This is a genomic window from Rhodospirillaceae bacterium, from assembly GCA_018660465.1.
In the GTDB taxonomy this organism is placed as follows: Bacteria; Pseudomonadota; Alphaproteobacteria; order Rhodospirillales; family JABJKH01; genus JABJKH01.
The window spans coordinates 33,856-57,579 of sequence record JABJKH010000063.1 but is presented as its reverse complement, the minus strand read 5'-3'; the positions used below and the strand labels follow the sequence as shown (position 1 = coordinate 57,579).

Sequence of the window (23,724 nt, the reverse complement as noted above, 5' to 3'; positions counted from 1 at the left end):
GGAATGAGTCGCGTCCATACATACTTCCAAGCATCGACATAATACCTGGGTCGTTTTTTTTGCTTGCGCGGCGTACCCAGTAGTTTCCTTTTTCCACATCCTGTTTGAGATGTTCGCCAGACAGATATAGATCGGCCAAATCAATTATGGCCATTGCATACCCCCCATCGGCCGCTCGAGTTAGCCATTTAATTGCGAGGGATACATTTTTTTCAACAACTCTCCCTTCTAAATAAAGCCGACCAAGATCATGTTGCGAATCGACATACCCGGTCTCGGCAGACCGGCGATAGAAGGAAATTCCGAGTTTGTGATTTTGTTTAATTCCCCATCCTCCGGTATATAGAAAACCTAGTTTATTTTGGGCTTCTGTGTTCCCAGAATGTGAGAGAGACGTCCAAATGTTTTCGGCAGTTTTGACATCTCCTGCAATATAGAATTTCTCAGCTTCATAGAGTTTTAATTGAGAGCAAGCTGAAGTCACAGCAATGCATATAAGAGTAATTAAGGTTCGCATTTGATGTCTCTATTTGATCCGAATTACTTGCAATAGCGTATCTCTGAATACATTGATAGCTATGAAAGCATTAGGCACGTTTTTCCAAGACAGTCGTAAACAATTCCGAACTAGCTCTCCACCGACATCCCCGAAGACGAACGCTCGGGTCTCACCCGGCAACTCGAAGCCGGCTTGCAAGACATCACCGAGCGGCAAGAGTTGCAGGCGATGGAGCAATCCATCCAGGCTGAAACTTTTACCGGCATTCAGACCGCTGCCCTAGCGGATCGGATCGAGCAAGGTCAAGCCGGACGCCACGATATTGCGGCTGCGGGGTTTTTGTTTGAAGAAGACGGCAGTGACAACCCTGTGCGTGCCCAGCTCAACGCGCTCGCCGATAAATCCATAAAAGACCGCCGCGATAAGACAACCCGGGTGAACTCCATCGCCAGTGCCTTGGGCGTGAACTCCCTCGATCCGCGCGACAAATCCCACGCACGTGGCCTCGACGAATTCTACGAAGACCGAGTCCTCCCGCAACTCACAAATCTAAATCCCCAACTCCGCGCCGAAGCAGAACTCGGCCTGGTCAAGCAGCTCGGCACCATCCCCAATCGCCTCGCCCAGACCACCCGAACTCACCTGACCCACGGCACCCCAGAGGCCGCCACCTTCGCCGCAAACTCGCTGATGAAACTCACCCGAGAAATCCCAACCGCACTCGCCCCCATCCCACCAAAAGACCTATCCCGCGCCGCCCTCCTAACCACCTACACCCAAACCGGCCTCGACCCGGCAACAGCAGCAGACCGCGCCAACGAAGCGCTCACCACAACCCCCGCGATCACCACCGAACGCGACACCGACTTCGCGGCAACGCTTGAAGACAACTTGTTCGATGAAGGCCTCTTGGGTGACTTCGGAGACGGGGTGTTTGATCCCGATGATCTAATCTTTCCTAATCCTGGGTTCGAGCCAGAGCTTCCGAAACTCCCTAATGATTGGAACACCTCACCTGTCGAGCCGAAAGAGTCAGGGGAGGGTGATGTGGAAGAAGAGCGGTATGATCTTCCCGTTGACCCGACGAAACCGCCGATTGATCTCCGAAAAATTCCGGAGGACATCATAATTATTGGCGATGACGACCTTCCGGAGAAACTTCCGAAAATTCGTAAATTGGTCCCTTTATGGAAACGCTGAGCCAAGCAACGGGCGTCGGGCGTTATATGTTGAATACTAAGGAGTGATTGGTTTGCCAGGACTACAGTTTGCAAGCTGCTCCCATTAGCTCTGAACTGTAGCAAGCCATTTCATAAATCTGATCCATCAGGTTGAAACCAGTTAATGTGATTAGTTTGTTAATTCCCCATCCGCCTGCAATGACGGTGGCCAGCCCAATGCCGAGCGCCAACGATATTACAATGAGACCATGCGCAATTTCTTCGGTGCGAAGTTTCTGTGCAATTTTGACACGCATTGAAATCGGGATCACCAGCAAGGGCAGACCAGCAACGGCGACGGTTAAGTGCAAGATTGTTGGAACCAAGTTTGTGAGTAGCATCAAGGTGAACCATAAACCGTTCGGTGAAAATGGCCCGTTGCTGGCAGAGAAAAGGAGGGGCGCATGGTTAAATTTCAAAGCAACGCCAAATTGATCAAGCATGAAATTGGTTATCTGAAATCCACCAATTAATGCAGCCGGTACCAATGCCAGCAACGCAATGGCGATTAGGGTGTCGTAGAGTAAGATGTGTGTAACGAACTTAAAGAGTGAATGATCATCTTTGATCGAGGTCGCGAGATGTCGGCTGACCGCCCAAGATGCCCAGTCGAATAAACCATTCATAACGGAAAGCATCGTACCAAATCCAAATATTCCAAGAAAGGCAACCACCGTTATGAGCGTCGCTCCCAAGTGGTTAAGCACCAAGGAGATGATCAGGGCAATAAGGCCGACAAGCACGACCCCTCGGCCTGAAATCGGGATGCGGCCTGCTGCCGCCGCCCCAATAAAGTGAATACCAAGCCCCGCAGCCGCCCCGATTGCCATTCCCGACGTTCCCTTGCCTTGAGCTAAGGTAACAGATACCGCCATTCCCACCGCGATGACGACAATGCACGAAACGCCCCCGACCCAGTTCTTGGATTTATCACTCAAGTCTGGAAGACGACGCCAGAATAAATAGCTTGCGGTAATGAAAATCAGAATGATGACAAATACGGTGACACGATTGCCCATGGGTTGTACTGGGAAAACTTTTATGTCGAACACACCGCCATGAAAGCCGAAGGTCCAGGCGAACATGAAAAAGAAAAAACCGTACGCACAACCAATCGCCATGCATCTATCTAACGCGTGGAAGGACCAGCCTTTGCCGAAGAACGAATGTAGCCCGTCCAGGCCCCACGTCAGAAAGGTGCTATATTTTTCCTCATACTGCTGGCTTTCGATTATAGCTGCTACGGCTTCTCGTTTGGCGGCGCTTTCATTTAAGAGCCTTATCCCCAAATTAAATAGAAAGGCGAAGATTGCGAGGCTGATTGCAAAGTTCTGGCCCATTAGCCGATTCCCAGTTCCTTGGCGGTGTCGTTGTTGACCCAAAAAAATAATTCTATCGCGCTACTCCGTTCGATCGTCGCGATAGGGTCTTCACCGATGACAATGATATGGCACAGAACGGTTATGGCAGCCGTTGCGGTCCAAGCCGCCGCCGTGTTGGGGGGCACCTGTGGTGGCAGCATCTTCGTTACCGAGAGATGAGTGGGTATGCCCGCTGTAAAAATTGACGGGTTTCTGGTCAGGACTAAAAGCGTAGACAGCGCCGGCCGATACGGCAACGACCAAAACAGCAGACAGAATGATCCTTAATTTATGTGACGGCATGGCTCGACCCTTTCGTCCCTGATCGCACGATCCGCACCAGGGATACATCTAAAAGTTATACAGAAATAATAAAAACACTTTTAACGATAATATGATATCGGTAAAGTTGTCAAATAACAATGTAAACACGTAAAACGGTAGGGGGCGGCGAAGGGTAATGAGTCAAGTTTCTCTAAACTGAGAAAAACTAATACGCAGATACCATTCGGCGGCGGAGTTGGGGCAGGGCCTCGGCGGCATTTCTGATCTGGGTCTTGGATTTCTCGTTGCACGGCGCGGTCGCTAATTTGGCCGCGTCGGAGAGGACCTTATTGACCGCGTTTTCGCTGGTGCGTTTTCGTAACGACAGTTCGACCACACTGAAATCTTCGCGCATTTGATTTCGTTGTGACGGGTTCAGAACTTGGCAGCGGCGTTCCAGATTGAGCCGAATGGCGGCGTTTTGGAATTGCCGTAGGTAGTTTTTCCATTCGGAAAATCCCGAACGGTACGGCTGCCTGATCATTGACTTCGACATTCGCCGGGCGAGGCCCAAGGTGTCGGTGACCGCCTTCTTCGCCTTCTTGTCGCACTTTTCAAACTTTTTTGAACTGGCACTGCTTTCCGCGGACGCGCGTGCTTTCGCCAGTGTTTGTGGTTTTACATAGCGGCGCAGCCCCCGAGTTAGCATCGTCGCATGCCATTCGAATTCACGGGTTGCTTGTTCCGGCAGGATTCTGCAGCGTTGATTGACAAACCATCCGCCCGAGATAAGGGCGTAGTCATTGACCATCTGTCCAATTCGCTTGCGGCGTTCTTCATTGGAGATCGCCTTCCCTTTCGCCTGAGAAATCTGTGGCGATGCGGCATCGGAGTTGGCTGCCGAAGCAATTGCTGAAAAGCCCGCAATTCCTACTGATAAAGCCCCTATTGATAAAGTATAGGCCAGGGTAAGTCGGAACAGGAACATTTCGTCTCCTAAAAGGCATTCACGTTTTAGAATCGTTTGCTATTCTGCCTGGGTTTTTCCGCTGTTGTCACGTGAAGAAATCGGCCCTACCCCTGTGTCATTGGCCTCAGTTTTTGATGGATGAGAACCGACGGGTTCAAGCCTTGGGCGCGGAGGCCCCGGACAAACCAGCTGTAGGCTCGGGTGATTCCGTCTCGGGCTTTTAATTCGCCGCCCAAGTACATGGCCGACAAGGAGAAGGCGGCGTTGGCATTGTTGTTGTTGGCAGATTTTTCAAACCAATGACGGGCGGATTTTAGATCACGCGCCGTGCCCCGTCCGTCCCGGTAGAGTTCCCCCAATTGAAATTGCGCCTTGGCGAGGCCTTGGGTAGCGGCAACGCTTAAGTGTTTCAGGGCCAGGGTGTAATCGACCGCCCGGCCTTCGCCTTTTAAGTACATTTCACCAAGATCTCCGTGCGCGTCGGCATCGCCTTGGACGGCCGCGCGGCCGAAGAAGCCAAGCGCCTTGGCCAGGTTTTTAGTAGCCCCGCGCCCTTCTCTGAAAATCCGACCGAGATCAACCAACGCGCCAACACTTCCCAGGGCGGCGGCGCGTTCAAACCAGGGCACGGCGCGGGCATCTGCTGCGGCGTTTTGGGTGGCTTGGTAGTAACTGCCGATCATGCGGACAATGAAGGGGTCGTTCGAGCGGGCAGCCCGGCGAAACCAGTATTCGGCTCGATCAAGGTCGCGGGCCTGACCATCGCCCCAGGCGAAGCTGCTGCCGAGGAGCATCTGGGCATGGGGATGATTTTGCTCAGCGGCGGGGCGCAGCCAGCGATTGGCCTGCTCCGGTCGCGGTCGCGTGATTTCGCCATTGGTAAATAAGAACCCCATGCGGAACTGCGCCGTGGCGTTGCCCTTATTCGCTAAATCCTGCCAGATTTCCACGGCGTCGGCATATTCATGCCGGATGTAAGCTTTTTCAGCCGTTCGCAGCAGAGGCTCAGCAACTGAAAGAGGCACGGATGCAAAAGAATTGGGGGCCTTCTTTGCCTCTGTTGTGGAGGGAGGCACAGGGCTAGCACAGGCACCCAAAATAAGAACAGAAGCGACGATAACGGGAAACTTCATGGAATCCTTAACCGGCAGCGCATCAATAGAATCGACCTGAATTTCAGTATACCTGCTGACGCAGTGTTTGGGTATAGGGTGAAATGCGATAAGCTGTGGACAAATATGGGGAACGGGTATTGGGGCGAGAATTAGCGATGGGGTCTCGGGCGACGGATTTGCTTATGGGGGCTGCGGTGGCGGCCCCTTTTGTGCTGAATGATTTTTTATTCGTTCGTGCCGAGGGGGTGACGGCCTGGCTGACGGTGGATTACGGTTCTCGGTTCCTGGCCTTGGCAGTGATCTTCTTTTATCCGCCATTTCGCGCCGCCGCGACGGAGGCACTTCGCTTCAACAAGTATCCGTCCCATCCGTGGGGGTCTTATTTTGGGAATTTCGCATTTGGGATTGGTCTTGTTGTGGTCTTATCAATGGCCGCTGAATACGCCGTGCGCCAACCCTTAAAAGAACTCATTCCGGGGACGGAACTATTTACCTATCCGGATTTAGACTTAGGGGCCGTGTATTGGCTGGATGTCACGTTCGGTCTGGCCTTGGTCGCATTAAGCGAGGAACTGGCCTTCCGCACGGTGGCCAAGAGGGTGATCGGCGCTTTTAGCGAAAACCAGGTTTGGTTGGTGGTGGTGTCATCGGTGGTGTTTGGGATCATCCATTGGTCCAACGGCGTGCCCAACATCATCGATAGCGCCGTGGTCGGGGCGGTTTTGATGGTGTTTTATCTGCGCTCAGGCTCAATTCTCGGCCCTGTGGCGGCACATTATTTAATCGATTTGTGGTATTTCGCGTGAGGCAGCTTACTTCACGCAGGTAAAGTTCGCCGCAATTGGGTTCATGAGCGGGCAGGTCAAGCGATCTTGATTCACAAACTTGGCCGATTTGCCAAACTTGCCACATTCATCTTTTGCCATTTCCAGAACGTCTTGGGCTGACGTGTCGCTCTTATTATAGCAGATGGTGAGTTCATCCCGATCTTTGATGTCTTTGTTAAAATTTTTGGCGTCTCGTTTGAATTCGATTGGATTGTGGATATAAGCGGGCGACTCGCAGGCGGCTGCCAGAAAGACGGAAAGGATTAGGGCCAGGGCGGTGAGGGGACGGTACTGCATGCGTCCTTAGTCCTCCAAACTCACTTTAGATTCAAGCAAAAGATCGCAAATTTCACGAACCGCACCCTGTCCACCGGCCCGATCTGTCACGTAGGCCGCACATTCCATCACTGCCGCCGCGCCATCTGCAACCGTGATCGGCACACCAACGGCCTGCATGAGGCTGAGGTCCGGTAGGTCGTCGCCAATATGCGCCACATCGTTTAGGTGGATGTCGAGGCTGTCGCAGATTTCCGAGAGTTCCTTAAGCTTGTCACTCACCCCAACCCGAACATGTTCGACGCCTAGATCCTTGGCGCGGGTGACCGTAGACGCGGGCCGACCGGCGGATATGATCGCGACTTCCAAGCCTGCCTCGCGGACGAGCACGATGCCTAAGCCGTCGCGCACATTGAATTTTCGAAATGCCAAACCATCGTCCGTATAATAAAGGCCGCCGTCGGTCAGCACGCCATCCACATCAAGTGACAATAGCTTGACCGACTTCAGTCTCTCGCCCAGTTGGTCGCGGTTAAGCTTGGTTTTAGATTGATACGCCATGGTGGGAAGAGTTTTAGCCAATCCGCGCGTGATCACAATACCTTTCACCTTAATTCACGCCGGGGTATAAATTCGGGGTATAAGATTTCCTTCCCCTCATTCGACGAAGTCTCTTCAACATGATGCAGCCTTTTCCTGAACTTTTTGGCATTTCCGTATTCGCGGGATTGGCCCTATGGGAAGTTGTGCTGTTGCTGTCAATTTATTCGATCGCTTTCTTTATTAAGGGAGCCATCGGCGTCGGTAACGTATCGATGATGGTGCTGTTCGGTGCGATGATCCTGGAGCCTCATCATGCGGTCGTCTTGGCAGCAATGACCAATTTCGTCGTGCAGATGCAGTTCATTCCGGAGGCTAATAGAGACGGCAACTATAGCGTCATTCGTACCGCCATTTGGCCTTATCTTCTGGGCGTCTTTGTTGGAATTACACTATTTGATTATCTGAGTGCGACCTGGTTGACCATTATTCTAGGCGTTTCAGTCGGGGCATTGGTCGGTTTGGATATGTTTGGGGTAATGCGTCATTTGTTTGATAGACTTAATCTCAAGTCGGCTAAATCTCTGTTCCCGTATACAAGCATATCAGGATTGATTGTCGGCGTGACCGGCGCCGGTGGATTGTTGATGCTGGCGTTCTATGTGAAGCAAGTTCTAAAGGTGCCGCGATCAATAAGAGGAACTATGTTGTTGATCAGCGTTATTGTCTCGGTCGCACGTGTTAGTGGGCTGAGTATTGCAGGGTTTGTTGACCTTAAAATTCTTACAGAAGTTCTGATTTGTTTGCCGATCGGATTCGTAGGTGGACAGTTGGGGCAGCTCTTTTTCAAACAACTTTCTGATAAAAACTACCACCGAATTTTGAGTGGAATTATGATGTTTGCGGCAATTATCCTGGCGGTTAAGGGTATCTCACAACTTATTTAAGCACTTTTTGGTATCTCAAAAATGTGAATTGGGCGCGCGGGGTGCCCGTGTCCCCGCGCGCGAGACCAAAAAAACAGGTCTCCAGCAACCCGCGTCCGGGCGCTTCCAAACTCTACAGTTCCGAGAATATCTATGAAAAGGTTAGGTCTATTTTTTCCTGTCCCATTGAGAACAAACGACAATTTAGACTTTAACAGAGGATGATACTGGACACTGGACACCTATTTTGTTCGCGAACAAAATAGGTGTTAAAGGTAGACACTTTTTTAATCGAAAATCACGCATATAACCCCCGCTTACATGGCTGCCAATTCGATGTTGACCGATCTACACCTGATGTCAGTATTGATTTCTATTAATATGGTGTTGGTAGAAAAATATTCTATATAAAACAATACGATATATTGTCTTTATGAAAGTTTAATTCCATTATTTAAAGTATGAAATATCAAAATAATTATACGTATTTGGTATGAAATGTCGGCATAAATAAGTGTCCAGTATCAGCATCGATTTGAAGCTGGACACTTTAAACTATTTTGTTCGCGAACATTTTAAAGTTTGCAACAAGGCCTAAAAATCCTTCACTTATACGACCCAGACAACACAGTTTGGGTGCGTAAATTGCAAAATAAAAATTACCGTAATGCGTTAAAAGGGTCGCTAAGAGATTGCTACCGACCTCACGGCTTACATTCCCCAAAGGGCAAATTTGTATGGGTTGCTATTGCGTTTTTTGCAGTAACGGCCTGTGCCCCTGTTTCGCTACACGGGGCGGAAGGGCAAACCGAAATTCGGCCTGAACGGGCGATTGAGGTTAAGCGCAGTGATGTATCTTCCCAGGATTTGGTTTGTGCCGAGCAGAAGGATATGGCGGCGGCACTGTTGAAAGCTTATGGCGAGCGGAGCATTTCAGCCGGCCTCGCCAGCACCGGGTATCTCCTGCAAATTTATGCCGCAAGGTCGGGATCGTTCACCATAGTTGCGACCGGCCCCAACGGAATTTCATGCATTGCCGCTGACGGACAAGGTTGGAACCCGATCCCCGTTGCTAAACCCTCAATTGGAAAAAGGAGTTAAGAAATGGCCCAGAAACATATCACGATTAATGACGTTAGTCCGCGTGCAACGTTTGTCGCCGACGGCGTAATAAAGATCTACGAATTTTCGTTCCCGGTCTTTTCCGGGGCTGACGTCAAAGTTTACTTGGACGACTCACTTCAAAGTTCTGGCTTTACAGTTGTCGTAAATAAGGCACCCACCGTCGGTGGTTCAGTAACGTTCACAATTGCGCCAACGGCGGACAGCGCGATTACGTTGGTTCGAAACTTGCCTATTCAACGACTGTCAGACTTTCAGGAGTCCGGCGAGTTTCGCGCCAAGATCATTAATGATGAATTGGATTATTTAACCGCGTTGGTTCAGCAAGTAGATGATGATGCCAGTCGTTCTATTGGGCTTAGTCCTTCTGATCCCGATGCCAGTTTGCTTTTGCCTGTCGTCAGTGCGCGCCTTGATAAGGCTCTTGTGTTTGATGCAAATGGCAACGTGGGAGTATCAGCCGAGGCTTACAGCACGATCTTACAACGGGCGACGGATTCGGAAGCTGCTGCAGCCAGTGCGGAAACAATTGAAGCTGCGGCTCTCGCGTCTGCGACGGCGGCAGGGGCAGCTGAAACCGCCGCCGCCGCCGCCGCCGCTGCTGCACAGGTAGTGGTGTCTCAGCTCGACGGCGAGGCCATTGCAGACGATGATGGCGACACTTCTTGGGAAACTGAACGCGGCACCGATGACGATACCTTGCGCGGCAAAGCCGGTGGCACGGACGTCATAGAGGCAGGCGCGACAGAGGTTAAATCGCTTGTGCCCTTCGATGTCACCGGCACCATTGTTGCCTCAGGGAATATCACGTCGTCTGGTGTGCTCAGTGGTGCGTCGGTCAGCACAGCGGGCAGTGTGACGGCTGGAAGTGTTTCCGCCGCCACAGTTGCCGCCACAACCCTCTCTGGAACGAATATTTCTTTTGCCGGTCCGATTACTCAGACCGTCCCCGGCACAGGGACGGGGCTGGATGCAGAACTTTGGGATGGTGCCACCAAGACAATATCCACCGGCGCACCTAGCGGTGGTGTCGACGGCGATATCTGGTTCCAGTACGACGCATAAAGGGGACATCATGGCCACAATACACACCAAAGTCGGGGCGACCTGGAAAGAAGCAACCAATGTCTTTGTGAAAGTATCCGGTGTCTGGAAAAGCGTAAATAATGTTTACGTCAGGCAAGGCGGTGTTTGGAAAGGTTTTGGTATTACGACGGTTTTGAATATCACCATCGATACCTTCAATTATGACATCTTTGTTGAAGCGGGGTCGCCGGTCGCTGCGGTTGATGTCGTCATAAATATCGCAAACGGCATAAAGGTAGGTTCCACCACGACAGCAACACCTGCCATGTATGGGTCGGCAAACCTGCCGACCGGATCAACCGTGGTGATTAATAACCTCGGCAAAATTCAAGGCAAAGGCGGCGACGCGAACGCTGGTACGGGGGGCGTGGCGCTACAACTTGTGGCGACGACAACAATCGATAATACCGCTGGCAATATTTGGGGCGGTGGTGGCGGCGGTGGAGAAGGCGGTCAGAGCCGGTTAAACATCGCCGATGACGAGGAACCCGCAAGCTATGTCTATGTCAATGGCGGCGCGGGCGGGGGTGGTGCGGGTCTTAACGGCGGCACCGGATGCAATGTCGGCACGGTGACTTCAGGCGGAGCTGGCTGTGCCGGTGCAATTTATCAAACGGTAATTGGTGGAGCAGGCGGCTTAGGTGGTGCCCCCGGCACAAATGGATCACTCGGCGGAGCTGGCAGTTTTACCCCTAATTCGCCTGGTGGGATTGCCGGCAAGGCGGTCAATCTAAACACCTTTACGCCGGTCTGGACGGGCGGAAACAACGCGACTCAAGTTAGAGGGCTCGTCTCATGATCAAGGCGCTTTTTTGGTATGGGCAAAATGGATTGATTGTTGGCGATGGGGTGCGCGAGCAATTGGCCACCAAGCCTAAATTGCCCTTTACCTTCGATGTCCTTTATTTCGAATCCACACAGATGTGGTGTTCGGACGCCGAATCCCGCCGCACCTTAACAGCGGAACAACAGCGCGTATGCGAAGACTTTGTCGACTCATATGCCTTCGCTGTGCCCCCCGAGCCACAGGTGCATCTGGTCGGCAAAGATGGCCTCTACAAGGGGCTGGGAAGACCAAGCGATGGCATCGTCGTCGGCCCACCGCCGTCGGATGGTGTGTATCGCTGGGACACCGACACCGAAACCTGGAACCGAGTCATGGGCGCGGATGTTGACGGGCAGTTCGTCATGGATGATGTCGATGCCGTCGCTCTGGTTACCCCTCGACCGCCAAGTTCAGACTCGTGGTGGCGCTGGGATGAATTAGAAAAGGACTGGAAAGACGTCCGCACCCTTCAAGACCTTCAGAGAGAAGGTGTTCAAATTCTAATGGAAGGAATTGAAGACGTCCGACTTGGATTTTTGGAACGGCGTGGATCGCAAGATTATATCTACATTCTAAAAGCCCGCGAGGCACAAGCGTTCAAGGATGCAGGCTCACCGGATTTTGTAGCCGGGGATTGGCCCTTTCTAAAGGCCGATATGGAGGTTGAGCGGTTCACCAATCCAACCATCACAGCCGATGAACTGGCCGATGCGATCTTGTATCAAGCGGCCTACAGTGCCGCGGCTCTCCTGCCCAGTGAACGCATCCGCCGTGGTGCTAAGAAATCGATCATGGCGGCGACAAGCAGTGACGAGATTGACCTGATCATTGATCTCGCGGTTTCTGAAATGGGGTCGCTGGTTCGATGATCGTTCACACCAGCCCCAAATCATTTTTACTTGCCGCCCAGCGCCTTGGACGGGAGCTTCCCGTTTATAAGAAGATCATTGGCTGGGCCGGGTTATCCCACGTGGATCGGTCGGAAACATTAGATCTTGGTTTCCCGATAAAAATCTTGGAGCCAATTCCAAAGGACCGCTTTACCGCTAAAACTTTCGCCGAAGTTTGTGACGATGCGGCAATTGAAATTATCAAAGGCGACATGCCAATCGATGTTGCCTGGTCGGGCGGTATCGACAGTACCGCGGCACTGGTCGCGTTATTAAAAGCTGGCATCGATTTGGATCGGCTGACGATCTTAATGCTGCCGGAAACACCGGGCACGAGAAGGCTTCCCTTTCGATGTGGTTCGGTCGCCGAGTACCCCGAATTCTTTAAGAAATACATCAATGGAAAAATTCAATGGCGCATGGTCAAGGACGTCCGCCAGGAAATTTGTTCTGATCGCCTTATGCTGACCGGGGAATTGGGGGATCAATTATTTGGCTCCATTCGTTTGTTCAGTCGCTTTCAACCCTATCTCATGCGCCGCCCGTATGAAGAAGTCATAAATATCGATGAGGGACTTTACAAAATCATCGACATTCTCCGGCCCTTTATTGCGGCCAGTCCTGTTCCCATCGTGAGCATCTACGATCTTATGTGGTGGCTGAACTTTGGACTTAAGTGGCAATCAGTCAGTTTTAGAATGTTAGCGCCCAACAGGTTTCATCTGTATCCGAACATGCGGCATTTTTTTGGAACCGATGATTTCCAGCGCTGGTCGATCACCAACCACCACATAAAAATGCAAGGCGTGGATTTAAAATCCTACAAGATGCCCGCCAAGGACTACATCTACGAATTTACCCGTGATGCGGATTATCGGGATAACAAACTCAAAGAACGATCATTGCCTGCAGGTGGCTTTGGGGCCGGGTTCTGCTGTGTCTTTGATGATCTCTCAACACTTAAATTCGGCGCGTATTCGGTCGAGGGCTCCGCCTTTACCGACGAAATACAAAATCAACTTAAAAGGAAGATGCAGTGACAACATACATCGCTCCCGGTCAGGAATATAACGCCAAGTCCAACCCTAATCTGCCGTACGCGCACGAAGTATTTGTTGGTGATTTTAATGTCGCCATCGGCGAAGGTGACTGCGCGTTTTACGTCCAACCGGAAGAAGGAATTGCCGGGGTGCGGCGCGGCGTGTGTTCGCTGTTTCTCAACGGAATGGCAGTCGTGGTGCGCGGCTTTGCGCCGATGGACACAACGATAATCTTAAATTCTGAAACCTGCCTGCCCTACGTCAATGGCTGTTCGACGAAACAAATTATTCCGCCGCCGAGACCAGGTGATCCGTCGCTACAGATGCTGCGAATTCCCGCCGGCTCCAGCGAACAAGCCCACCACATCCATTCCACGGCGCGCGTTGTCTATGTTCTGGAAGGCGAGGGGAAATCCATTGTCGGGATGGAAGACAATGCAGTTTCCCATGACCTGTCCCCCGGCACGGTTGTCGATCTTCCGGCCATGGTGCCGCATCATTTTGTTACCGGCCCGGATGCGGATTTGGTGGTCTTGCCTGTGCATGTCTGGAGCTCCACACCGTCCGAATTACACCACCCCATGTTTACCGGAACCCATTTGGCGTAACGCCAGCTCGCTCACATTTTGTAAGGATATTCTCATGGCTGAAGAACACATTAAGATTAACGACATCAATCCCCGGGTGCAGTTTGCCGCAGACGGTATTGCGGTTGAATTTGAATTCCTGTTTCCCGCCTTCGATCTATCAGAGGTCGAAGTTTATCTTGGGGACACGTTGCAAGTAACCGACCTTGCGGTGGAGCTGAATATTCCACCGGCGGTGGGAGGTACCGTGACGTTTGATGCCCCACCGGCTGCTGCAACCGTTGTGACGATTGTCAGGAATCTTCCAATCATCCGGACGACTGACTTTCAAGAATCGGGCGAGTTCAGATCGAAGGTGATTAACGATGAACTTGATTACCTGACGGCCTGCCTGCAGCAGGTGAATAACATCACAGGCCGCTCAATCACGCTGAACACGACCGACCCCGACGGCAGCCTAAATTTGCCGACAAAGGATGTCCGCGCCAGCAAGGCGTTGATCTTCGATGGCACTGGTGACATTGCGGTTTCAAACGACAACTACAATGATCAAGCGACCGCGGCAGCTGCGGACGCTGCATCAGCGACAGCATCGGCAGCAGCCGCAGCAATATCAGAAACCAATGCCGCGACTTCAGAAACAAACGCTGGGGTATCTGAGACCAACGCCGCGGCATCGGCCACAGCAGCGGCGACTGCGGCGACATCGAACCTGTTCAATACCATCACCAACAAGTCGGACGCCGACAGTCCCATCGCACCCGATTTGGGCGATGATGGTACCGTATTCGTTATCGATACAACCAGCGGCAACGTGGTCATCAACATGCCATCGATTGATACAGTCGGTGAAGGTTACCGAATTGGCATTGTCAAAAATGGGGCTGCAAATACGATCACCGTTAACCGCGATGGTACAGACACAATTAACGGCCTGACGGCACTCACCATCACAGAAGACACAGAGCAGTTCACTCTTGTTGCCGATGACAATTCGCCGGATAACTGGGTCGGTTTTGGGGGCTCCGCGATCATCAGTGCAGGCTCAATCGTGACGGCGATGTTGGCCGATGATGTGGTTACGACGGCGAAGATTGCCGCCGGTGCTGTGGCTCTCGCTGAAATGTCGAACGATGCAAAACGACAAGTGATTGCCATCGCCGTTGGCGACGAAGTGACGCCAATTGTGATCGGTACGGGTGCCGTCACGTTTCGTACGCCTTACGCCTTTACTCTGACAGATGTACGCGCGTCTCTGACCACGGCACAGGCCAGCGGCTCGATCTTGACGGTTGATATCAACGAGGGCGGCACCACGGTTCTGTCGACCAAGATCACACTGGACAATACAGAAAAAACATCCACCACAGCCGCCACTGCGCCGGTCATTTCCGACAGCGCGCTTGCCGATGATGCGGAGATTACCGTCGACATTGATCAAGTCGGTGACGGCACAGCGGCGGGTCTAAAAATCTATCTCATAGGATACCAAGCATAATGTCATTCATCATAAATCCATTTCGGTTCGGGGGAACCGGGTATGTCATTCCACAGTCTTGTCGGTTTAACGATGATGATAATGCGTATCTTTCATGGACCCCTGGCGTGGCAGCGACATCAACCACGTCCGGGACGTTTTCGTGCTGGTTCAAGCGTGGAAATATGAGTGAAACAGGCGCGCTACGGCGTCACTTTATTTCAGGTGATGGTTCAGACCGACTTGAATTCGATGACGGTGGCGACCCTCCCACGGGAGACCATCTTTGGTGGTTTGGAAATGGCGGTGCAAAATATATAACCACCGCAGAATTCCGTGACCCTACGGCGTGGTATCACGTGGTTGTGGCGATAGATACGACGGCTGTTGCTGCCGACAGAATGAAGATGTACGTCAACGGCGTCAGAATAACTGACTTCAGTACCGAAACCCAATACAGCGCCAGCCAAACGATTACCATCGGTAAAAATGGCACGACCACCTATATCAGCAAGCAAGATAACGCGAATGCCGGTCACTTTGATGGCTATATGGCGGAGTATGTTTGGATCGATGGTTCGCAAGAACCGGCGACATCGTTTGGGAGATTTGATTCCAACGGCAATTGGGTTCCCATTGATGTGGCAGCAGGTTTTCAGCAATACACTTTTCTTACAGGTGAAAGTTCCACGTTCGGCGATATAACAGGCGGTTCTGGAGTTGCGGGGTGCTTTGATGAGACTTCTGGAAATTCTTATGTTGCGTCAGGAGATAATTGGTATGCGGGTCAAGACTGGGGTTCAGGTATTACTAAAACCCCAATTAGATGCGTATATGAAGCCTCAAACGTTTCAGACATCGCAGGCGGCTCACACAACTCAGACCTTACGTTAACTGTTTACGGGTCCAATAGTCTGCCATCAAACGGAACGGATGGAACAGCCCTCGGAAGTACAACTGTAACAGACCCAAGTAACGGTCACTCAAATTCAGAACGCGTCATAATTGATGAATTAACTTCTACCACCGCTTATCGCTATCACTGGTTATATGCACTGGATACTGGTTCTAACAATGACAGTATGTATTGCGGTGAAATTGAATTCCATGAAGATAACGGGTTCGGGTTCGGAGCCAATGGGTTCTATTTAGATTTTAGCGACAGTTCAGATTTTGGTCGGGATGCTGTATCCAGGGGTTCCTCAACGGCCTATCGATATTTTCGCTTGAACATTACAGCCAATGGCGGATCAGGCAGTGCGCAGGTCGGCGAGCTAGAGCTCTTTACTTTAGATGGCACGGCCTATCCGACATCAAACATGACGTCTAACTCCGCGCCTTCGCCGCTGGTTGCCAGCGATAATGAAAGTGGATCGGACGCTTTTAAGGCATTTAATGGTGTAAATACGGATGGTAATACGTGGGGACTATCGACTGCCACAGGTTGGCTTAAAATTGATCTAGGCTCGGGAAACGAAATAGAGCTTGATCATTATACGATAACAGAATCCGCCTCGGCTGCCACAAATAACGCGCCAAAAGATTGGACACTAGAAGGCTCAAATACAGGGTCGTTTTCCGGCGAAGAAGAAATTATCGATACCGTCACAGGCGTGACTTTTGCGGCATCCGAAACTCAGACATTTATGAAAAATAATTTTGCGTCAAGCGGCTTAACCGCCGACGATCAAGTCAAAGACAGCCCAACAGACGATGTGGATAACAGTGTTGGGAACTATGCAGTCCAGAACCCACTGGACGTTAAAGGATCCAGCCTCGTATTTGCAGAGGGCAATACAAGAACCAGCAGGGCATCGGGGGCGTATGCGGGAAGTCACTCCTCAATTCCCATTCCATCGACAGGAAAATTTGGCTTTGAAGTTACGATCACTGTACTGGGCGGTGGCGGAAGGCATGGGGTTGTTAGCTTTAATGCGAACCAATGGGCAGATGAAGGTATGGACGTATCACAAGCCCCTTCGTCAACTTACACGACGCTGATATCGCTAGATGCTTCCGGTGATCTTTATCGGCGATTTAATAATGCGGGCTCCAGTACCACAGAAGCAACAGACACCAGCAATGTCGTGGGAGACGTGTTCGAATGGCTCGTTGATCGTGATGCCGCGACTGTAAAAGTGAAACGAAATGGCACGCTAGTCGGAACTGTTTCGAGTGTTCCCGCAGACCCGTTGTTTGCATATGGAAGTTGTTATGGTCGGACTTATGATTGGGACTTTGGACAGAATGGATATGTTCCTTCAGATGCAGCGTATTCGCCACTCTGCACGGCCAACCTACCTGCACCTGCCATCACCGACCCCAGCGCCTATTTCCAAACCAAGCTCTTCACCGGAAACGGAACCGCAATTGGGTCGGGTGGCAACGCGGTTGTGTTTGGTGGCAAAAAGGCACTGCAGCCCGACCTTGTGTGGATCAAGGATCGTGACACGGCGGTAGAGCATGTGCTCACAGACAGCGTTCGCGGTACGACAAAAGAAATCAGCACCAACGACACGTTATTAGAAGAAACAGTGAGCGAAGGGCTGAGTAGTTTCGATACGGATGGTTTCACTGTTGGAAGCGACGCAAGTTACAACGCGTCAAGTTCACCCAACGTCGCCTGGAGTTGGAAAAAAGGCGCAACGCCCGGCTTTGACATTGTTCAATACAATGGCGACAACACGGCAAACCGAAATATTTCCCATGGCCTTGGGGTTGTTCCGGCATTCGCAATTAACAAACGATTAGACGCGACCGGGGAATGGACTTTTTGGAGCCAGGTCCTAACCGGCGATGATTATTTTGTTAAGTATGCGACCGCGCAAAGCAACACGAATTCGCCGTGGGGAACCGGAAACTTTTCTTCAACGCAATTTATGGTGACGAATAACGGAACCAACAACGCAAACGCAAGCGGCACGAATAACTACGTTCAATATCTTTGGGCCGAAGTGGACGGGTTTAACAAGTTCGGAACCTACGTTGGGAATGGGTCGACAAATGGAACATTTATTTACACAGGTTTTCGTCCCGCACTGGTCATAACCAAGCGCTACAATTCGACCCAGCTTATGAGGATGTTTGACAACAAGCGCGAAGGCTATAACGCGACGACAGGAACAGATTTCTTCATCACATCTACAACGGCTGTTGAAGAACCGAGTGAGCCTTTCGATTTGCTGGCCAATGGGTTTAAAGCCCGAACATCTACGGCGTCCTTCAATGCGTCTGGCGGCACATACATGTTTGCCGCATGGGCAGAAAACCCCTTCGGTGGTAGTGGTGTTTCGCAGGCTCGAGCACGCTGATGGAGTGGTTTTCTGACTGGCGGTTTTGGGCGGTGGTGCTGGGCCAGACGGTGGCGCTTGTCGCGTTGCTGTTGCGGCTTCAGCGCTTCGCCACCTGTGTGCGGATCAAGGTCGAAGAACACGATCAGATGCTCAGCCGGGATAAGGTCGTCGAATGGGTTCAAGACCGCACCCGCCAGACCGAACAGATCAAACGCAACACCGAAGTCATCGATGAGCTGCGGCTTAAGGATCGCGACATCGGTGACACGCTGCGCCGGGTCTGGGAAGGGATCGAGTCCAACAACGTCAAGATCGCCGAGCTTAAACGCAATGGTCGGGGGAGTGCCGCATGATCTATGCACATTACTCCCTAATCCCGTGGAACGAGGCACGATGGCCGAATTTTTCCGCCATGGAAATTGCCTGTCGGTTTGATGGTGAAGCCTATCTCGATCTTGGATTTCTGGATGCGCTGCAACGGCTGCGGCGGTTGTTGAACAGGCCGGTCCTGTTGACATCTGCTCATAGGTCGCGCGTCCACAATCGTATGGTTGGCGGCGCGGTGAATTCAGAGCACCTGAAACTGGCGGTTGATGTTTCGCTGAAGGGGCACGAGCCGCGAACGCTATTGGGGGCGGCGAAGGAAGCCGGCTTTACGACTTTCGGATTCTACAAAACATTTTTGCATTGTGACCTCAGACCAAATCGCCGTTGGGCGACGAAAGAAGGAAAAAAGACATGGAAACGCTTGGTGATATCTTAGGCTTTGGCGCGAGCGTCGCCTCAGGCGGCCTGTTCGGCCTGATCGGATCCGGCTTGGGTGTGGTCGCGAAATATTTTCAAACCCGTGCCGACCGCGAATGGGAAGAAAAAAAGATCGAACTCGACATGCGTTTGTTTGATAAACAGATGGAAAGCCGCAAGCTCGAAACCGAAATGGAAATCGCCGTCGCATCGAGTGAAGGAGCCTGGGCCGGGCTTAGGGGATCAGTCTCCGCCGACAAAGCCCTGGCAGCCCACACAGGCCCTCTGATCAATGGTATCAAATCCTTGTTCCGTCCGTTCCTGACAACCGCCCTGGTCGGCCTCAGCTTCGCGGTGATCTTCATGATGTGGCATTCCATCACAGGCGCCACCGACAACTTGTTGACCCTATTCAACGAAGCCGAAATCAAAGACCTGCTGCGCTACATGATTTATTCTTTGTTCTTTGCAACAACGACCGCAATAACCTGGTGGTTCGGAGATCGCGCCTTTGCACCGCCAGGGATGAAGAATCGGTGAGGGTGGCGGCGTGCCCGGACTGGTGTTGGATATTACGATCACATCTATAAGTAATTTAAATAATTAATTAATCTTTTAAAACATGTCATTAAACGCGTGAGTTCATAGGCCTGTGGGACATCTCACAATTAAATTATGAATTTGTGACCTCTTGATCGAAGAAATTGGTTGAAAAAATTGGGGATAGGCACACCTAAATAGATATAGCTACCTTATTACTAAAGATATCCATATTTTTCGGATTATCGGTGTTGAGATTTAGGTTTGTCATAAATTGAAAAATCCCAATCATTCAAACCCTTATCGGGATTATATGCCTACGGTAACTGCGGACCTGTCGGTGATGAAGGGAGAGACTTCTCTCGAACTCTATCGTTATTGGGAGGGCCTTCGGAAGGGGCGGGATATGCCGGCGTGCGATGATTTCGCGATGATGGATATCTATAAGATCGCGCCTTATTTGATCATGTTGGATGTGGTGCGGGGTGGAGATGGTTCGATCCGACACCTGTATCGTTATGTTGGCACTAAGATCGTCGAATACCGCCGCAAGCGCGGCATGACTGCCCCAGACCATACTGGCCAGTTCGTGGATGAGGCGTCACGCTACTATTCACCTGAGTCGATTGCTAATTCGTATGCTCAGTGCACTGAAGAAGGAACACCGCTTCTTGCCTACGGTACTTTTAAAACAGATGTAAAAGTCGATCTTCACGAACGTTTATCGCTGCCTTTGGGCGATGGAAAAGGGTCGGTTCAAAGGCTTGCGGTATGTGTATACAGGCCCAAGGATCTATAGCTAACATGTCGTAAAGTTTTGTGGATATTGGCTTGTTCTGTTTTCATTCTGAAATGTTATAGACCAAATAAAACCGCACGATACGGATACCTACAAAACAGGGACATATTCCGGTTCTCACGAACGCGTGCTACTTCCGCTCGCTAACGAACACAGTACGGTCGATAAATTGGTGACTTGCGTTGACTGTCTTGAAAGCCATTAATTTGCCCATCTTTCTCTCTCATTTAACATTAAGATTTGCCACGACTGGGTCCAATTGGTAACAGTGGTTAAGCTAATTCTTCGTAATTTGTTTGAGGGGACACATGCCAAATTCATCTGTTGATTGGGCTGCCGGCGTGCACCGCGTCTTTCAGGATGCGGGGGTCAGCCTTGCCGCCTATGTGCCGGATGGTGGGCTAAAGGACATCATTCGCCATTGCGATGAAGATCCGGACATTCGCGCGATTCCCCTGACCAATGAAAGCGAAGGCCCGTGTTTGATGGCAGGTGCTTGGTTGGGCGGCGAACGCAGTGTCCTGCTTATGCAGGGCTCCGGCGTTGGCAATTGCATGAATAATTTTGGCATTACCATTGCCGGTAATTTTCCGCTGCTGACGATTGTCACGCTGCGTGGCAGTTGGGGGGAGGGCAATCCTTGGATGCTCTATCAAGGCCGCACGGTGGCCAGGATGTTCGATCTCGCAGGTTTCATGGTCAACGTCGTCGAACGCGCCGAAGATGTCGAAGACGCGGTTGGGGCCGCTGCCCAGACCGCTTTCAACGCTTCTGGTCGGATGGCGATCATTCTCAGCCAGCGCGTGACCGGCGCTAAGAAATTCAAGCGGTGAGGGTGATATGACAGACACACATCAAACAGACCCTCACCAAATTAACAGGCGCGCTTTAACGAAAGACATCCTCGGCGACCGCGAAGATATTTTGGCGATTTCTGGGTTGGGCGGCGCGGGTTATGACCTGACCGCATCGCGCGGCGACCATGACTTTAATTTCTGCCTGCATGGCTCCATGGGCGGCGCACCGCTTGTCGCTATGGGTCTAGCCTTGGCACAGCCTGAGCGGCGCGTTGTTGCGGTGCTGGGTGATGGCGACATGCTGATGGGCATTGGTTCATTGGCGACAATCATGACCGAACGTCCGACGAACCTTGCGGTGCTGGTGCTCGACAATGGGCATTACGTTGAAACTGGCGGCCAGAAAACTGCCGCAGGTCACGGCGCAGACCTAACCGCAATGGCCGCAGCAGCGGGTTTCGAGACAGCAATAACCCTGACCGATCCAAACAAACAAGCTGACGTCGTCAAGATCATCCAAGAAGCCCCAGGGCCGGTCTTCGTTTGCGCAAAGATTTCAAAAGACCAACCCGAATCCCTACCCAAGACCCGCGACGGCAACCTAATGAAGCTGCGCTTTCGGAAGGCGTTGTTGGGGACGGAGTAGGGGTATTCCCCCAGTTCACCAATTATTTAATGAGAATTAGTCTCATGTTCGCGAGGCGGGCACCCTGTCACGAATGACGGTGCATCTGGGTAATCAAGATGATGCGGAATGGCAGACCGATGAGCTTCGCGCGCAAGGCTTCAACTCCGTTACGACGTCGCTATTTTAATCACGACTTTGTTGCCGCTGCCTTGATATTCCATTGAGGAGAATCCAGAAAGCCCAGCCATCGCGATGCCTCGGCCATGCGTATGGGTTCCGCGAGAAGGGTCAAATTTCAAGTACGGGGTCCAGTCAAACCCATCGCCTTGGTCTTCGATCCGTATTTCAATTTCACCTTCATTCTTAACAATCCATACGTCGACCATTTTACTGGCGTACTCGGGCAAGGAATGGCGTCGGTCTATTTCTTCGGTGTACGTCTGATCCTGTTTCAGATCCGTTTTTTCGTCATAACTTATTCCCAAGTTTCCATGTTCTACCGCGTTCAGCATAAGCTCCACCAACCCAATGATCGCTGCGTCGGGCTCCGGGCAGGTGAGGGCAACAAGTTTTGAGACGTCGTGCGCTTGGGAAATTGTTTGAAACTGAAAATGCCCCAACCGCAGACTATCGACGGCTTCTTTTCTACTGTTAAGATCTTCACGTAAGTTTCGATAGAGCCTCGAATCATCAATCGCCGAGCTTACAATTGTCAACATGACGCTCGGGTCATAGGGCTTGGTTAAATAATAATAGGCCCCTGCTTTTATGCCTTCGGCAACCCGTTCGGTATCTTTTACCGCTGTCTGCATGATAACTGGAATATTACGAAGGTCCTCGGTCGCCTTGATCTTTCGCAAGACATCAAAGCCATCCATCTTCGGCATATTTTTATCGAGAAGAATTGCACTGAAATTGTTGCGGTTGGAGAGAAGTTCCAAAGCTTCTGGGCCATCTTCTGCCTCAACCACGTCATATCCCGCATCATCCAAATATATTTTTAGGTGGGCGCGATTGATCTCATCATCATCGATAACGAGGACACTGGCTTTCATGATGTGACTCTCATTCCATATGGTCGTTTAAGAGTGTCATTTGGCTTCGCCGTTCTTCGGATAGACAAGGCAAACAGCTGTAAGATCATCCTTTAAGGGACGAACGGCAAGATTAAAAAAACCTTCAAGTATTTTAGAAACATCGAGACTTTCGCCCGTGCTCTCACTTGCCGCCTTGAGAATATCCATAACACCATCGTCTTCGATGAACGTGCCGTCGGCTTGCTGGGTCTCGGTCATTGCGTCGCTATAAAGAAACAGCGCGGACCCCGGTGAGAAGGAGAGGCTTCGGTTCTCGTAGGATGTTTTGTCGGATATACCAAGTGGAAGGCCGGACCGTTCGCCGGCAATGACGTTGGTGGTGCCCAACTGCACCGTCAGTGGTTGAGTTGACCCAGCGGCGGCGTAAGTAAACGTATGGGCGGTAATGTCAACGATGCCATATATTATTGTCGCAAATTGCTGAGGCAAAAGGACGCGGCATAATTCCTTATTTAAAAATTGTACATACTTTGCAGGGTCACGCATCAGTTTATTGCGATGACGTACCAGCATGAAAAACCGGATTGTATTCATTGCCGCAGTAATTCCGTGCGTCGAAAAATCGACCAGACAAACTGCTAATTTGGTGGGACTGACTTGCCAAGCATCCCAAATGTCGCCGCTAATCTGACCGCTTGGTTCGAACCATGATGTAATATTTGTGCCAAACTTTCTCTGAAGACGCTGCAAATGTTCATCGGTGGGCAAAAGTTCTAATTGCATAATCCGAGCTGTAATTAGCTCGTATTCCATATCACTACGGTAATGCTCAATATCGGTGGCTTGGGATTCACTCAATT

The 23,724-nt window shown here is 51.2% G+C and carries 25 protein-coding genes and 1 pseudogene; 17 read left to right on the top strand and 9 right to left on the bottom strand.

Going from position 1 to position 23,724, the window contains the following annotated elements:
• Nucleotides 1-517: sel1 repeat family protein (locus tag HOM51_09755; protein ID MBT5034793.1), on the bottom strand; the 517-nt coding region annotated here is incomplete at its 3' end.
• 174 nt (nt 518-691) lie between these two features.
• Between HOM51_09755 and HOM51_09750 the strand changes: the two genes are divergently transcribed.
• On the top strand, nt 692-1,699 hold the full coding sequence (locus HOM51_09750; protein ID MBT5034792.1) for a hypothetical protein: 1,008 nt from the start codon (nt 692-694) through the stop codon (nt 1,697-1,699).
• Between the two features lie 61 nt (nt 1,700-1,760).
• On the opposite strand, the gene HOM51_09745 is transcribed toward HOM51_09750, so the two are convergent.
• From HOM51_09745 to HOM51_09730, 4 genes are all read right to left on the bottom strand, one after another.
• Nucleotides 1,761-3,059, bottom strand: coding sequence for a hypothetical protein (locus HOM51_09745; GenBank protein MBT5034791.1), 1,299 nt, complete (start codon nt 3,057-3,059; stop codon nt 1,761-1,763).
• Nucleotides 3,059-3,241, bottom strand: a complete 183-nt coding sequence (locus tag HOM51_09740; GenBank protein ID MBT5034790.1) for a hypothetical protein — start codon at nt 3,239-3,241, stop codon at nt 3,059-3,061. The genes HOM51_09745 and HOM51_09740 overlap by 1 nt, the downstream gene beginning before the upstream one ends.
• Nucleotides 3,242-3,570: 329 nt before the next feature.
• Complete coding sequence (locus tag HOM51_09735; GenBank protein MBT5034789.1) at nt 3,571-4,332, bottom strand: hypothetical protein; 762 nt, start codon at nt 4,330-4,332, stop codon at nt 3,571-3,573.
• A gap of 86 nt (nt 4,333-4,418) precedes the next feature.
• Nucleotides 4,419-5,447, bottom strand: a complete 1,029-nt coding sequence (locus HOM51_09730; protein MBT5034788.1) for an SEL1-like repeat protein — start codon at nt 5,445-5,447, stop codon at nt 4,419-4,421.
• 119 nt (nt 5,448-5,566) lie between these two features.
• Between HOM51_09730 and HOM51_09725 the strand changes: the two genes are divergently transcribed.
• A complete protein-coding gene (locus HOM51_09725; GenBank protein ID MBT5034787.1) occupies nt 5,567-6,235 on the top strand; it encodes a CPBP family intramembrane metalloprotease in 669 nt (222 codons plus the stop codon).
• A 6-nt stretch (nt 6,236-6,241) separates the two neighbouring features.
• On the opposite strand, the gene HOM51_09720 is transcribed toward HOM51_09725, so the two are convergent.
• Together HOM51_09720 and HOM51_09715 are read right to left on the bottom strand one after the other, a co-directional pair.
• The gene (locus tag HOM51_09720; GenBank protein MBT5034786.1) at nt 6,242-6,553 is read right to left on the bottom strand and encodes a hypothetical protein; all 312 of its coding nucleotides are present in this window, start codon (nt 6,551-6,553) and stop codon (nt 6,242-6,244) included.
• Between the two features lie 6 nt (nt 6,554-6,559).
• Entirely contained in the window at nt 6,560-7,093 is a 534-nt protein-coding gene (locus tag HOM51_09715) for an HAD hydrolase family protein (GenBank protein MBT5034785.1), read from the bottom strand.
• A gap of 119 nt (nt 7,094-7,212) precedes the next feature.
• On the opposite strand from HOM51_09715, the gene HOM51_09710 reads away from it, so the two are divergent.
• The 15 genes and pseudogenes from HOM51_09710 (at nt 7,213) to HOM51_09640 (ending at nt 21,845) form a co-directional block, all read left to right on the top strand.
• Nucleotides 7,213-8,019 (top strand): sulfite exporter TauE/SafE family protein, encoded by an 807-nt coding sequence (locus HOM51_09710; protein ID MBT5034784.1) that lies wholly within the window; start codon nt 7,213-7,215, stop codon nt 8,017-8,019.
• Between the two features lie 624 nt (nt 8,020-8,643).
• A complete protein-coding gene (locus tag HOM51_09705) occupies nt 8,644-9,099 on the top strand; it encodes a hypothetical protein (protein MBT5034783.1) in 456 nt (151 codons plus the stop codon).
• A 3-nt stretch (nt 9,100-9,102) separates the two neighbouring features.
• Nucleotides 9,103-10,185 (top strand): hypothetical protein, encoded by a 1,083-nt coding sequence (locus HOM51_09700; GenBank protein ID MBT5034782.1) that lies wholly within the window; start codon nt 9,103-9,105, stop codon nt 10,183-10,185.
• A gap of 532 nt (nt 10,186-10,717) precedes the next feature.
• A pseudogene (locus tag HOM51_09695) lies at nt 10,718-10,870 on the top strand (esterase).
• 131 nt (nt 10,871-11,001) lie between these two features.
• On the top strand, nt 11,002-11,901 hold the full coding sequence (locus HOM51_09690; protein ID MBT5034781.1) for a hypothetical protein: 900 nt from the start codon (nt 11,002-11,004) through the stop codon (nt 11,899-11,901).
• Nucleotides 11,898-12,962, top strand: coding sequence for a hypothetical protein (locus HOM51_09685; protein MBT5034780.1), 1,065 nt, complete (start codon nt 11,898-11,900; stop codon nt 12,960-12,962). The genes HOM51_09690 and HOM51_09685 overlap by 4 nt, the downstream gene beginning before the upstream one ends.
• Before the next feature lie 185 nt (nt 12,963-13,147).
• The gene (locus HOM51_09680) at nt 13,148-13,570 is read left to right on the top strand and encodes a cupin domain-containing protein (protein MBT5034779.1); all 423 of its coding nucleotides are present in this window, start codon (nt 13,148-13,150) and stop codon (nt 13,568-13,570) included.
• 34 nt (nt 13,571-13,604) lie between these two features.
• On the top strand, nt 13,605-15,047 hold the full coding sequence (locus tag HOM51_09675) for a hypothetical protein (protein ID MBT5034778.1): 1,443 nt from the start codon (nt 13,605-13,607) through the stop codon (nt 15,045-15,047).
• Nucleotides 15,047-18,337, top strand: a complete 3,291-nt coding sequence (locus tag HOM51_09670; protein MBT5034777.1) for a hypothetical protein — start codon at nt 15,047-15,049, stop codon at nt 18,335-18,337. Before HOM51_09675 ends, HOM51_09670 begins: the two co-directional genes overlap by 1 nt.
• Nucleotides 18,337-18,672 carry a hypothetical protein gene (locus HOM51_09665; GenBank protein ID MBT5034776.1) on the top strand — a complete coding sequence of 112 codons (336 nt, stop codon included), beginning with the start codon at nt 18,337-18,339 and terminating at the stop codon, nt 18,670-18,672. Before HOM51_09670 ends, HOM51_09665 begins: the two co-directional genes overlap by 1 nt.
• Entirely contained in the window at nt 18,669-19,082 is a 414-nt protein-coding gene (locus HOM51_09660) for a hypothetical protein (GenBank protein MBT5034775.1), read from the top strand. The genes HOM51_09665 and HOM51_09660 overlap by 4 nt, the downstream gene beginning before the upstream one ends.
• Nucleotides 19,058-19,603, top strand: coding sequence for a hypothetical protein (locus HOM51_09655; GenBank protein MBT5034774.1), 546 nt, complete (start codon nt 19,058-19,060; stop codon nt 19,601-19,603). The genes HOM51_09660 and HOM51_09655 overlap by 25 nt, the downstream gene beginning before the upstream one ends.
• Nucleotides 19,604-19,916: 313 nt before the next feature.
• A complete protein-coding gene (locus HOM51_09650; protein ID MBT5034773.1) occupies nt 19,917-20,402 on the top strand; it encodes a hypothetical protein in 486 nt (161 codons plus the stop codon).
• Nucleotides 20,403-20,710: 308 nt separating this feature from the next.
• Nucleotides 20,711-21,235 carry a phosphonopyruvate decarboxylase gene (locus tag HOM51_09645; protein ID MBT5034772.1) on the top strand — a complete coding sequence of 175 codons (525 nt, stop codon included), beginning with the start codon at nt 20,711-20,713 and terminating at the stop codon, nt 21,233-21,235.
• 7 nt (nt 21,236-21,242) lie between these two features.
• Nucleotides 21,243-21,845 carry an aldehyde dehydrogenase gene (locus HOM51_09640; protein MBT5034771.1) on the top strand — a complete coding sequence of 201 codons (603 nt, stop codon included), beginning with the start codon at nt 21,243-21,245 and terminating at the stop codon, nt 21,843-21,845.
• Nucleotides 21,846-21,994: 149 nt separating this feature from the next.
• Here the strand turns inward: HOM51_09640 and HOM51_09635 are convergent, their stop codons facing one another.
• Together HOM51_09635 and HOM51_09630 are read right to left on the bottom strand one after the other, a co-directional pair.
• Nucleotides 21,995-22,882, bottom strand: coding sequence for a response regulator (locus HOM51_09635; protein MBT5034770.1), 888 nt, complete (start codon nt 22,880-22,882; stop codon nt 21,995-21,997).
• A gap of 36 nt (nt 22,883-22,918) precedes the next feature.
• Nucleotides 22,919-23,722, bottom strand: coding sequence for a serine/threonine-protein phosphatase (locus HOM51_09630; protein MBT5034769.1), 804 nt, complete (start codon nt 23,720-23,722; stop codon nt 22,919-22,921).
• Nucleotides 23,723-23,724: the final 2 nt, after the last annotated feature.